Source organism: Kingella kingae (assembly GCF_900475905.1).
Classification (GTDB): domain Bacteria; phylum Pseudomonadota; class Gammaproteobacteria; order Burkholderiales; family Neisseriaceae; genus Kingella; species Kingella kingae.
In genome coordinates, this window is sequence record NZ_LS483426.1 from 563,085 (window position 1) to 576,472 (window position 13,388).

Here is a 13,388-nt window from a genome sequence, read left to right on the forward strand (position 1 = left end):
AAATGCAGGCTGCTTTGGTGCAAAATCGTTTATAATTCGCACGTTCTTTTATTTAATCATTGACTAGGACGCAGACATGAGCAACGCCACCATTTTACAAAATTTACCCATTGGACAAAAAGTCGGCATCGCCTTCTCGGGCGGTTTGGATACGTCAGCCGCATTGTTGTGGATGAAACTGAAAGGCGCGAATCCTTACGCCTACACCGCAAACTTGGGTCAGCCAGACGAAGACGACTACAACGCCATTCCCGAAAAAGCCAAACAATACGGCGCAGAAGTGGCGCGTTTGATTGACTGTCGCAGCCAGTTGGCGCACGAAGGCATCGCTGCGATTCAATGTGGCGCGTTCCACGTTTCAACAGGCGGTATGCCGTATTTCAACACCACGCCATTGGGTCGCGCCGTTACTGGCACAATGCTGGTTGCCGCGATGAAGCAAGATGACGTAAACATTTGGGGCGACGGCAGCACCTACAAAGGCAACGATATTGAACGTTTCTACCGCTACGGTTTGCTAACCAATCCAGCCCTGAAAATCTACAAACCATGGCTTGACCAACAATTTATTGACGAATTGGGCGGTCGCCAAGAAATGTCAGAATTTTTGATTGCCAACGGTTTTGACTACAAAATGTCTGTTGAAAAAGCGTATTCAACCGACAGCAATATGCTCGGTGCAACGCACGAAGCGAAAGATTTGGAATTTTTGAACTCTGGTATCAAAATTGTGAAGCCAATCATGGGTGTAGCATTTTGGGACGAAAGCGTGGAAATTAAGCCCGAAGTCGTTACCGTGCGTTTTGAAGAAGGTGTACCTGTTGCATTGAATGGTGTGGAATTTGCCAACCCTGTGGATTTGTTCTTGGAAACCAACAAAATTGGCGGTCGTCATGGTTTGGGTATGTCAGACCAAATTGAAAACCGTATTATTGAAGCGAAATCACGCGGTATTTACGAAGCCCCAGCGATGGCGTTGTTCCACATTGCGTACGAGCGTTTGGTAACAGGCATTCATAATGAAGACACGATTGAGCAATACCGCATCAACGGTTTGCGCTTGGGACGTTTGCTGTATCAAGGTCGTTGGTTTGATTCGCAAGCCTTGATGTTGCGTGAAACCGCGCAACGCTGGGTAGCAAAAGCGATTACAGGCGAAGTAACTTTGGAATTGCGCCGTGGCAACGATTACTCAATCTTGAACACCGAATCACCAAACTTGACTTATGCACCAGAGCGTTTATCTATGGAAAAAGTAGAAAATGCAGCGTTTACACCGCTTGACCGCATTGGACAATTAACGATGCGTAATTTGGATATTTCCGACACGCGCACCAAATTGGGCATTTACGCGCAAACGGGTTTGGTACAACTGGGTGAAGGTTCGGTGATTCCGAAGTTGGATAAGTAAATATATAAGATGCGGATATTTTATATATTAATTTAATATCCGCATTACGTTGCTTATTTTTAAAATAAGATAGATTTAAATTTTATTTAAAGGAAAATATAGTAGTGGAAAATAAATTCAAAAAACATACCGTTCTTACGGTAGATTTTTTAGCAGAACCTGTTGAGGCTTTGTATTGGCATGCAGACAGAATTTTATCTTTACTAAAAGTAACGTTATCTTGTATAGGGCTTGAAGCAAAAATTTATCCTACTGACTTTACTTCTAAAATAAGTAGATTTAATCGCGATATTTTTTTCATGAAGTCTGGTATGAGTTATAACGAAAGTCATTCTAGATTAGTAGATTTTGAAGAAATAACAAAAGAATCATTAGATTATTTTGATAATTTTTTTGATGTCAATAATGTAATTATTGGTTGGGAATTGCAAAAATTAACAACAGATATTTTGAATGCAAAAGGTATTACATATATCAATATTTGGTTGCATCCAATTCGATATATGGAAGATGAAATTTTTCTAATTCAAAGTAATAATAAGAATTTGGAAAAAAAATTAAAGCATTATGAAATTGATGAATCTAGTTTTTATATTAATGCCGAATTTGTTAGAATTTCTTTGTTAAATAAAAAGAAAGTATATGATTTACCACCAGAATCTTGTGTGATTTTTGGACAGACCAGTAACGACAAAACTTTGCGCACAAATAATAAAAGATTAACTTTGCAGCACTATAGAAAAGATATTGATTTTTTATGTCAAAAATTTAGGAATATATATTTTATTGCTCATCCGTTAGAAAAAAATAATACGCAAATAAACCAATATATTCAATCATTTGGAAGAATCAATATGATTGAAGCCAATGCCTATTCTGTGCTTTCATCAAAAAACTTATCTTTGGTTGCAGCGATCAGTTCTTCTGTTTGTTCTGAAGCATATTATTTTAATAAAAATGTTTTATTTTTTAATAAACCTGTTTGTGATATTAAGACAAGTGATTCATATTCTGTTGATAAAATCATATTTTCCCCACAATTTTGGAATAACTTATTTAATTTAGAAGTTAAAAATATAACGAATAAAAAATTTATTTTTAATAAGAATAATCAAGTTCGTGATATTTTAAATGCCTACTACTCATATACTATTTTGGAGCAAAGATAATGCAAGATATTACTTCAATGTTGATGACTGAAATTGAAAAATTTCCAATTATTTCATTTGATGTTTTTGATACATTAATCACACGCAATGTATTTACCCCACGAGATATTTTTTTCTATATTGCTATTCAAGCAGCAAGAAAACATGGAATTACTTTATATCCGCAACGTTTTATGCCTATTCGACAAGCTGCAGAATTATCGGCAAGAAAAGATTCAGGATTAGATGACATTAGCATTGATGCCATTTATGAACGGCTGGGGCAAATGCTACAATTAAGTAAGGCAGAATTGCAAAAAATTAAAGAAGAGGAAATTGCAGCAGAGCTTAAATTTACTGTTCCACGCGAAGAGATGTTCAACATCTACCAATATGCTTTATCCAAAGGGAAAAAAGTGTATTTTGTATCAGATATGTATTTACCAACGAATGTTATTGCTCAATTACTAACTAAATGTGGTTATACAGTAGATAGTAATTTATTAGTCTCTGGTGATTATGCTGCCACAAAAGGAAATGGGGCTTTATTTGAAGTATTGAAAGAAAAGGTACGAAATGAAACAGGTCAAGCGCAAAGAATTTTGCATATTGGCGATAATTTTCATGCAGATGTAAAAAGCGCACGAGAAAATGGTTTGAATGCCATTTATATTGAAAATGTACATAAGCTGGTTGCTAAACATCCACCGATTAAGGATTCATTTCATCCTTATTTAGAAAATATTTCATTTGATTTAGGTGTAAGTCTAATGACTTCATTAATTACACATAAATTTTATGATGCAGTTACACCAAAAGCATATTTAAATCCAGAATCATTGTTTAATGGTAGTGCTTATAATCTTGGTTATTCTGCTTTGGGACCTTTATTATTGGCAACTTGTGATTGGTTGATTTCATCGGCAAAACAAGACAAAGTAGATAGATTGCTTTTTTTAGCGAGAGATGGGTTTATTATTAAACAAGCATGGGATATTGTTACTGAAAATAGAACAGATGTCCCTAAATCAAATTATATTTTAGCATCGCGTCGTGCATTTAATATTCCATTATTAGCATCGGACAAATCTTGGAATTTTGTGTTTTCATCTAATTTCCACAGCACATTGCGAGTATTTATTGAGCATAGGCTTGGACTGGAAATTACCAAAGAAATTGAATATAAATTAAAAGATTTTAATTTAAATGAAAAAGTTCAATTAAATGCCGAAGGTTTAATAGTCATCAATCGAATTATTGAAACTATTCGTACAGAAATATTGGCTAATGCAAGTGAGGAAAAAAGATTATTATTAGATTATTTGGCTGATTTTAAAAATGAAAAATTAGGTTTGGTTGATTTAGGACATACAGGGACTATCCCTTACTGTTATCGTGAGCTCACTCAATCTGATGTTGTAGCATACAATATTTTATCGGTTAAATCTTCTCAAGATATTTATCAAATTCCTTATGGATTAAATGTACGTGGTTATTTACTTGATTCTTTACCTTTTATTGTAGAGAAGTATAATCTGCATAGTCATGTACCATTATTGGAAACTTTATTTAGTTCAGACCAGCAACAATTTGTAAAATTTAGAGAAGAGAATGGGCAAGTAACACCTATTTTTATGGAAGAAGATTCCAGCATGTTAGATGCTAAAAAGCGTATGGTTACTGATGTACAACAAGGAGCGTTGGATTTTGTACGCGAATATTGTGCGGCACGCGATACTGATTACGATATTTTTAAATTAAATCCTGTGGTTAGTAGTATGATTTTGAATAAGCATTTCAAAAACCCTGCGGATATAGATCGTTTTATTTGGGACGAAGTGTATTTTGAAAATAACTTTTCAGGCTGGAAAGATAAAGCAATTTTCTCTTCTAGCGGAAAATATATTTCACTTTGGAATGAAGCCCTGAATTATAAGTCGCAATCCAATGAACAACAGGTACAAGCAGTTGTGAATAATGAGCAATTTAGTACGCCTTTAGAAAGGCTAGTTTATGTTTTAGCTGGAGAAAAGAAAGCAAACAAATGGAAAAAAAGTCCTAAACAATTTTTAGCTGATTCTCCTAATATTTTATTGAAAGCTGCATCAAAATTGGCTAAACGTTAAACACTAGATATCATAGTTGAGCCATGTTTAATACTGGTATTAAACATGGCTTTTAATTTTATAAGGAATAAAATCAAATGGTTGTATTAAAAGAGGGTGTAAATTTTGTTCAAATAGAAAATATCGAATTGCCCATTTTCTATTCGCCCGCCAAGAATAAAAATAGTAGAGTTCTTTGGATTTTATTTTCCGCAGGTGGTCCAAGAAGAAAAAATAATCTAGCTTATCCAACATTTGATAGAGTTTCATGGGCAAAAGGTAAATTTCAGGGAGAATGCCTTATTTTTGAAGATCCATCTTATTATTATAATAAGGGTATTCAAGATGGTTGGTATTTGGGAACAGGTGAAAAAACTTATTATCAACTAATTGCTCAACTTTTAACTGAGTATATACAAAATCAAAATATCAATAGTTCTAATTTAAGATTTTTTGGCTCATCAACAGGTGGGACAGCTGCAATATGTGTAAGTAGTTATTTTTTAAATTCTATTTCTATTGCATCTAATCCGCAAATTGATATTAGTTTGTGGTCGACTTATAAATCCACATGCTCTATTTTACAGAATACTGACTTACAATTACCATTTTTCATAAAAAGTATTATTAATAATACTAAATCTAAAATTTTTATTTCATTTAATATAGGTAGTGATTCAGATAGAATACAAGCACAACAACTATTTTCATATATGGGAATAACAGATATATTGCAAGATGGTATTTTTCAGAGAAATAATATTTATATATGGTTATATTCTATATTTACTGAAAAAAATAACCCACATAACGTATTTCCTACTTTTGGTATGCTTTTACCTATTGAACAAGTTTTTTTTAATGAGTTACCTAATGAAGTTATGAGAAAGAATTTTTCTTATTATAGTGAGTTGCTAAAAGATTATTACGAATTAAATGAGCAAATTATAGCTAATAAAAAATAGTATTAAACTGAATTAAATTTTAATTAAAAGCAGCCTGCACTTTAAATCAACAAAAAGTGCAGGCTGACACCTTTGCAAAACGCAAATGTATCTAAAATTTGACAATGGTCGTCATTTCCGCGTAGGCGGGAATCCATCTAACTTATTCAGTTATTTGGATTTATTTTAAGTTGCCTACATTTCCCGTTGGATTCCTGCCTACGCAGGAATTACGGCATGGTAGTTTTGCAAAGGTTTCAGGCTGCTTTTTATTTATTTGTGCGATTTACTTCGCGCGTAACAATTCCGCCGCTTCCATCGCAAAATACGTCAAAATACCGTCTGCGCCAGCGCGTTTAAATGCCAACAGGCTTTCTAAAATCACTTTGTCGCCGTCCAGCCAGCCATTTTGAATAGCAGCCTGCAACATCGCGTATTCGCCCGACACTTGATAGGCAAAAGTCGGCACACCAAATTCGTCTTTAACGCGGCGCACCACGTCCAAATACGGCATACCTGGTTTCACCATCACCATGTCCGCGCCTTCTTGAATGTCCAATGCGACTTCGTGCAAGGCTTCGTTGGAGTTGGCTGGGTCTTGCTGATATTGGTCTTTGGTGGATTTGCCCAAATTGCCTGCGCTGCCGACTGCGTCTCGGAATGGGCCATAAAACGCCGATGCGTATTTTGCCGAATACGCCATAATGCGCGTGTGAATGTGTCCGTTGGCTTCCAAAGCCTGACGGATTGCGCCAATGCGTCCGTCCATCATGTCGGACGGGGCGACCACTTGTGCGCCTGCTTCGGCGTGGCTCAACGCTTGTTTGACCAGCACTTCAATCGTTTCATCGTTCAACACATAGCCTGTTTCGTCTGTCAAACCGTCTTGTCCGCTCAAAGTGTAGGGGTCTAGCGCGACATCGGTCATAATGCCTAATTCGGGAAACTCTTTTCGCAAGGCGCGAACTGCGGTTTGCACCAATCCGTCTGGATTGTAGGCTTCACGCGCATCGATGGTTTTGTTTTGCGTTACAACGGGGAATAGGGCAAGCATTGGGATACCCAATTTGCAAGCGCGTTCTGCGGTTTTGAGCAGCAGATCCACGCTTTGACGTTTGATTTTGGGCATGGACGCGATTTCTTGTTCTTGGTTTTGCCCTTCCAACACGAAAACGGGGTAAATCAAATCGTTGGGCGTTAAAATATTTTCACGTATTAAACGGCGTGAAAAATCATCGCGGCGCATACGGCGCAATCGGGTGGTTGGGGCGTGGCGTGGTGGGAAGTTCATGGTATTTTCCTTTGTTGGGATAAGCAAAGCAGCCTGCATTTTTGTCGCAAACAAAGTGCAGGCTGCTTTTTTGGTTTATTTAAAATTAACCATTTGTTTGTCAAATTCTGCCAAATGGTCGGCACGAATATAGGGGCGAATCAGGCTTAATGTGCGATAGATACCGCGTAATTTGGTGCGTTCGTCTAGTGTGTTGTTTTTGGTTAAACTGCGGTCAAAGTCAAACCAATATTTGGTGGTGAGCCACATATTAATTGCCAAGTCGTGTATGCCGACTTCGTCAATGGTAATGATTTGATTATCTTGTAATTTGGTCAGCAATTTTACGGTTAAAGGCGATACTTTTTCGTGCGTAAAATCGTTGTGTGCGCCCAATAATTCGGCACTGCGTGTGAGTAGGGTGTTTACATCGCTAAATAAGAAGCGATAATTCCACATCACATCATACACGCCAGCCATGTATTCGGTCGTTTGACTCATGTTGATGGGTAGGGTGGTGTGTGTCAAATAATCCAATAAGTCACGGCTGTATTGCTTGAACAGTTGCACAATAATTTCGTCTTTGTTGGCAAAGTGGTAATACAAATTGCCTGGGCTAATGTTCAAATGGTTGGCGATGTGGTTGGTGCTGATGTTGCGCTCGCCGTGTTCGTTGAACAGTTGCAAACTGCTTTCTACAATACGGGTATAGGTATTTTTACGTGAGTCTTTACTCATGATGATTTTTCCCTCTCTATCATTGGGGCAGGCTAGCTGCATCGTATTTGTTCGGTTTAAAGGGGCTATTTTAGAATAATAGCTTTGATTTATTCAAATTATTTTGTATTAGGCACACAAAATTTGTACGGCGGCATATACGCTCACAGCAGCGATTAGGCTGTCGATACGGTCAAACACGCCGCCGTGTCCTGGCAACAACTGGCTGCTGTCTTTTATGCCGACTGCGCGTTTGAGCCAGCTTTCTAGCAAGTCGCCACCAATGCTCACAAAAGTCAAAATGCAGGCTGCAATCAAAGTGGTTAGTACGCCTAAATCGGCAAACAACCAGCCTGCACTGCGCGTCCACAAGGCGTAAAGCAACACGGCTGTCAATCCGCCATACGCACCTTCCCAGCTTTTTTTCGGGCTTAACACAGGGGAGAGTTTGCGTTTACCCAATGCGCGTCCTGCAAAATAGGCGGCGGTGTCGGCAATCCAAACCAATGCCATCAGCGCGAGCAGGCTGCCTGCGCCGTGGCTTTCGCGCAAACTAATCAAGGCAAACCAAAACGGCAACATGAGCAACCAGCCAACAGCCATGCCACGTGCGTTGGCTTGAACGCGCCATTTTTGTTGCAACCAAGCTGGCATCACAACCAACCAAAACAGCAAAATCACGCCCCAAAACCACGAGGGCAACTGCCAGCCGCCTGAATACGCCAGCAATAAAAATAAGGCTGTGCCACTCAAATATGGGGTTTGTTGGGCGATAGAAAAACCTGCCAAGCGGCTGTATTCCCACAAGGCGACCAGTGTGATGAGCGCGGTGAACATCGCCCACAATACGTTGCCTGCGCCAAATAGCATCAGCAGCATGAGTGGGATTAAAACCAGCGCGGTTAAGATTCTTTGTTTTAGCATGATGATTGATTGGAATAAATAATTTGTGTGATTGGTAATAAAAAGTGCAGGCTGCTTTTTATGCCGAGCGTTGTTGTTCGGCAGGCAACTGTTCGGACGTGCGACCAAAGCGGCGTTCGCGTTGCGTGAACGACAGCAAGGCTTGGTGCATATCGCTTTCGTTGAAGTCAGGCCACAGCACATCGGTAAAATAAAATTCGGCATACGCCATTTGCCACAACATAAAATTGCTAATGCGCGTTTCGCCGCCTGTGCGAATAAATAAATCGGGTTCGGGTGCGTCGCCCAACATCAATTTGCTGGCTAAATCGCTTTCGCTAATGTGCGTTTTGCCTTCGGCAATGAGCGCGTTTGCCGCCTGCAAAATGTCCCAACGTCCGCCATAATCGGCGGCAATGGTTAGCGTTAGTCCTGTGTTTTGCGCGGTGAGCTGTTCGGCTTTGTCAATGCTGCGTTGGATTTCGGCATTAAAGCGCGTTCTATCGCCAATCACACGCAAGCGCATATTGTTTTTGTGCATATTGACGATTTTCTTTTGCAGCGCGGTCAAGAATAAGCCCATTAAAAACGAGACTTCTTCGGCAGGTCTACGCCAGTTTTCGGTTGAAAAAGCAAACACAGTCAAAAACTTAACGCCAGCTTTATTGCAAATACGGCATTGTTCTTCCAACACGTCCAAGCCTTTTTTGTGTCCCATCACACGCGGTAAAAAGCGTTTTTTTGCCCAACGCCCATTGCCGTCCATGATGATGGCAACGTGATGTGGCACGATGTGATGCGGCGGAATGCCTTGTGTGCTGCTGGTGTTCATATTGGGCTTTCGGGATTGGAAAAAACGCGCATTATAGCAAGTGCAGGCTGCTTGAGTGTGTTTTGGGGCAAAACAATCAATCTTGCCTTATTTGTTTGATAGAAAATGCAGGCTGCTTGCGAAATATATCGTGGATTAGATTCAAACTAGGACAAGGCGACAACGCCCGCCGTGTACATCTAGTACATAAGGGCGTTGGCAACGCAGTACTAGTTTGAAGATAATCCACGATTAGGCGTATAATCCGCGCGGTTTTCTCCAAGTAAAGGTACTCCAAATGAGCAATATCAAATACAAACGTGTGTTACTAAAATTATCGGGCGAATCGCTAATGGGCAACGACCCATTCGGTATCAACCGCGACACGATTATGCAAACCGTGCGCCAAGTGAAAGAAATTTCCGATTTAGGCGTAGAAGTCACCATTGTAGTGGGCGGCGGCAACATTTTCCGCGGCGTGTCGGCACAAGCTGGCAATATGGACAGAGCCACTGCCGATTACATGGGCATGCTGGCAACCGTGATGAATGCGCTGGCACTTAAAGAAGCGTTGGAAAGCATTGGTGCAAAAGCGCGTGTGCAATCGGCACTTGCCATGCAGCAAATCGCCGAAACTTATACGCGTCCCAAAGCGATTCAGTATTTGGAAGAAAATAAAATCGTGATTTTTGCCGCAGGTACGGGCAATCCATTCTTCACAACCGACACGGCAGCGGCGTTGCGTGGCGCAGAAATGTGTTGTGATGTGATGCTCAAAGCGACCAATGTGGACGGCATCTACACCGCCGACCCGAAAAAAGACCCAAGCGCGACTCGCTATCAAACCGTTACTTTTGATGAAGCGATTGAGAAAAACTTAAAAGTGATGGACGCGACTGCGTTTACCTTGTGCCGCGAGCGCAATTTGAATATTGTGGTGTTTGGCATCAACAAAGAAGGCGCACTCAAAAACGTGATTTTGGGCGCAGATGAAGGTACGTTGGTACACAACTAATACCATACCAATCCATAAAACTAATCTAACCGCGTTGCCAACGTCCTTATGTATTTGTCGTACACGGCGGACATTGTCGCCTTGTTAGCTTACTTTTCTGAATTGGTATTAGAATAAAAAGCAGCCTGCACTTTTTGTAAACAGAAAATGCAGGCTGCTTTTTAAATCACGCAAAGGAAAATACGATGAACGACCTCCACCGCCGTTTGCACAAACTCTCGTTTTACTTGCGCCACATACATTTAGGCGTGTTGCCCTATGCACTTAAAGAGAAAGACGTGCAGGCTGCTTTGCGTGAATTTCGCCTGCTGCCAGCCGAACAGCAACAACACGTTCAAAGCCGCGTGGATTACTACAACAAACTATCGCTCAACACCGCTTTGACCCACGCACCACAAGAAACCGTTGGCGCATACCATCGCTGCCCCGATTGGAATTCCAGCTATTTTTATGACCTTGCCGATTTGGTGCGCTATTTTCCAGCCGATTATGCGTTTGATTGCGAGTTTGGCGATGTGATTCATGTGCCAAAGCAGCCTGCATTTGTCAAAAGTCGACCGATTCAAGACGACAATCAACATTCCGTTTTGCTCAAATTAGACAGCTTTCGGCATTTTTATGTGTACCCAGACGCGCTCACATTTTCCCAAAAGCGCAATCAGCTGGTGTGGCGTGGGGCGGCGCATCAACCATGGCGATTGAAATTTGTGCAGCAATACCACAACCACCCTTTGTGCGATGTCGGTTGCGTGCATCGTAAATCGCAAAATCAGCCGTATCATCGCTCCTATATGAGCGTGCCAGAGCAGTTGCGCTACAAATACATATTGAGCATAGAGGGCAACGATGTCGCCACCAATCTCAAATGGATAATGGCATCGCAATCGGTGTGTTTGATGACGCACCCCAAATACGAAACATGGCTCATGGAAGGGCGATTGCAGCCCGAAGTGCATTACATTGGTTTGGAAGACGATTATTCGGACTTGGACGAAAAATTGCGTTTTTACAAAGCCAATCCGCAAGCTGCCGAAAAAATCGTTCAGCAAGCGCAACAATGGATGCAGCCGTTTTTTGATGCCAAATTGGAACGCATTGTTAGCTTGATGGTGATGCAGAAGTATTTTGATTGTTGCCAAAAATAGGGCAAAGCAGCCTGCACTTTCTGTTTATGAAAAGTGCAGGCTGCTTTTTAAGTTGATACGCTTATTCCACCGTAACCGATTTCGCCAAATTGCGCGGTTTGTCCACATCCGTGCCACGCGCCAATGCCGAGTGATACGACAACAGTTGCACAGGAATCGTGTGAATAATCGGCGACAACGTGCCAATATGACGCGGTGTGCGAATCACATGAATATTGTCGGCATCGCTTTCGTATTCGCTATCCAAATCGGTAAACACAAACAGCTCGCCACCACGCGCCGACACTTCTTGCATATTTGCTTTGACTTTGTCCAGCAAACCGTCTTTTGGCGCGATGACCACCACAGGCATATTTTCGTCCACCAAAGCCAACGGGCCGTGTTTCAATTCGCCAGCAGGATAGGCTTCTGCATGGATATAAGTGATTTCTTTCAATTTCAACGCGCCTTCCAATGCGATTGGGTAGTGAATGCCGCGACCCAAGAACAACGCGCTCGGTTTTTTGGCAAACTTTTGTGCCCAAGCTGCGATTTGCGGTTCAAGGTTCAAGGCGTGTTGAATGCTGCCTGAAAGTTCGCGCAATTCTTGTGTATAACTTGCTAATTGCTCGTCCGAAACCTTGCCGCGCAAACGTCCCAAAGTTACCGATAAGCCAAATAATACAACCAGTTGTGTCGTAAATGCTTTGGTAGAAGCCACGCCAATTTCCGCCCCCGCGCGAGTGTACAACACCAGCTCACTATTGCGCGGTAACGCCGATTCCATCACATTACAAATAGACAAGCTGTGTTCATGCCCCAACGATTGCGCGAATTTCAACGCTTCCATTGTGTCCAAAGTCTCGCCCGATTGCGAAATCGTGATAATCAGTTGTTTTGGATTGGCAATCACATCGCGGTAACGGTATTCGCTGGCGATTTCCACATTGCACGGAATCCGCGCCACGCTTTCCAGCCAATATTTGCCCGTCAAAGCTGCGTAGTAAGACGTGCCACACGCCAAAATTTTAATGCTGTCAATGTCTTCAAAAACTTGTTTCGCGTTCGCACCAAAATTTTCAGGAATAAAACCGCCGTCCAAAAACACTTCTGCGGTATCCGCCACAGCGCGTGGTTGTTCGTGAATTTCTTTTTGCATGAAATGGTTATACGCGCCCAATTCCAACGAAGCCAACGACAATTCAGAATTTTTAATCGCACGTTCCACTTGTTCGCCCGACTTATCCACCAGTTTCACGATATCGCCAGCGTTCAACAACGCAATGTCACCGTCCTCCAAGTAGCTGATTTTGCGTGTGAATGCAATCACAGCCGACACGTCAGACGCGATAAACGTCTCATTATCGCCCAACGCCACCAACAACGGACAACCCATACGCGCCACAACCATATTTTCATGATTATCTTGGGCAATCACGGCAATCGCATACGCGCCGTGGAAATGTTTACAGGCAGCCTGAACCGCCGCAAACAAATCGCCGCCGTTTTGGTCGTATTCGTGGCGAACACTGTGGGAAATCACTTCTGTGTCGGTTTGCGATTCAAATTCGTAGCCCAAACCCTGCAAACGAGCGCGTTCCGCTTCAAAATTCTCAATAATGCCGTTGTGGACAACTGCGATTTTGCCGCCCGAAATGTGGGGGTGCGCGTTCGGTTCGGTTACGCCGCCGTGTGTTGCCCAGCGCGTGTGTCCAATGCCGATTTGCCCGAATACGCCTTTTTCTTTGGCTGCGTCTTCCATATTGGCAACGCGACCCACGCGGCGAACGCGCTTGATTTTGTCGTCGTTCAATACGGCGATGCCCGATGAATCGTAACCACGATATTCCAAGCGTTTTAAGCCGTCTGTTAAAAAATCCACTACATTGTTGTTTGCGCTACGAATGGCGCCGACGATACCGCACATAATTGTTCCTTAG

The 13,388-nt window shown here is 41.8% G+C and carries 11 protein-coding genes; 6 read left to right on the top strand and 5 right to left on the bottom strand.

Annotated features, from left to right (window positions below):
• The first annotated feature begins 76 nt into the window (after nt 1-76).
• From argG to DQN52_RS03085, 4 genes are all read left to right on the top strand, one after another.
• Nucleotides 77-1,411, top strand: coding sequence for an argininosuccinate synthase (argG, locus tag DQN52_RS03070; protein WP_003788874.1), 1,335 nt, complete (start codon nt 77-79; stop codon nt 1,409-1,411).
• 104 nt (nt 1,412-1,515) lie between these two features.
• Nucleotides 1,516-2,580: an HAD family hydrolase gene (locus DQN52_RS03075; RefSeq protein WP_111694411.1), complete on the top strand. Its 1,065-nt coding sequence runs from the start codon at nt 1,516-1,518 to the stop codon at nt 2,578-2,580.
• Nucleotides 2,580-4,685 (top strand): HAD family hydrolase, encoded by a 2,106-nt coding sequence (locus DQN52_RS03080; RefSeq protein WP_003788871.1) that lies wholly within the window; start codon nt 2,580-2,582, stop codon nt 4,683-4,685. Before DQN52_RS03075 ends, DQN52_RS03080 begins: the two co-directional genes overlap by 1 nt.
• A gap of 77 nt (nt 4,686-4,762) precedes the next feature.
• Nucleotides 4,763-5,629 (top strand): hypothetical protein, encoded by an 867-nt coding sequence (locus tag DQN52_RS03085; protein WP_003788869.1) that lies wholly within the window; start codon nt 4,763-4,765, stop codon nt 5,627-5,629.
• Nucleotides 5,630-5,894: 265 nt separating this feature from the next.
• On the opposite strand, the gene hemB is transcribed toward DQN52_RS03085, so the two are convergent.
• From hemB to uppS, 4 genes are all read right to left on the bottom strand, one after another.
• On the bottom strand, nt 5,895-6,899 hold the full coding sequence (gene hemB, locus DQN52_RS03090) for a porphobilinogen synthase (RefSeq protein WP_032827899.1): 1,005 nt from the start codon (nt 6,897-6,899) through the stop codon (nt 5,895-5,897).
• A gap of 75 nt (nt 6,900-6,974) precedes the next feature.
• Nucleotides 6,975-7,616, bottom strand: coding sequence for a TetR/AcrR family transcriptional regulator (locus tag DQN52_RS03095; protein ID WP_032827897.1), 642 nt, complete (start codon nt 7,614-7,616; stop codon nt 6,975-6,977).
• A gap of 108 nt (nt 7,617-7,724) precedes the next feature.
• Nucleotides 7,725-8,519, bottom strand: coding sequence for a phosphatidate cytidylyltransferase (locus DQN52_RS03100; RefSeq protein ID WP_003788864.1), 795 nt, complete (start codon nt 8,517-8,519; stop codon nt 7,725-7,727).
• 58 nt (nt 8,520-8,577) lie between these two features.
• Nucleotides 8,578-9,330, bottom strand: a complete 753-nt coding sequence (uppS, locus tag DQN52_RS03105; RefSeq protein WP_003788861.1) for a polyprenyl diphosphate synthase — start codon at nt 9,328-9,330, stop codon at nt 8,578-8,580.
• Between the two features lie 277 nt (nt 9,331-9,607).
• On the opposite strand from uppS, the gene pyrH reads away from it, so the two are divergent.
• Nucleotides 9,608-10,324: a UMP kinase gene (pyrH, locus tag DQN52_RS03115; RefSeq protein WP_111694412.1), complete on the top strand. Its 717-nt coding sequence runs from the start codon at nt 9,608-9,610 to the stop codon at nt 10,322-10,324.
• A gap of 185 nt (nt 10,325-10,509) precedes the next feature.
• A complete protein-coding gene (locus DQN52_RS03120; protein ID WP_003788854.1) occupies nt 10,510-11,469 on the top strand; it encodes a glycosyl transferase family 90 in 960 nt (319 codons plus the stop codon).
• Nucleotides 11,470-11,530: 61 nt separating this feature from the next.
• Here DQN52_RS03120 and glmS read toward each other — a convergent pair whose 3' ends face one another.
• Entirely contained in the window at nt 11,531-13,375 is a 1,845-nt protein-coding gene (glmS, locus tag DQN52_RS03125; protein WP_003788851.1) for a glutamine--fructose-6-phosphate transaminase (isomerizing), read from the bottom strand.
• Nucleotides 13,376-13,388 lie beyond the last annotated feature (13 nt).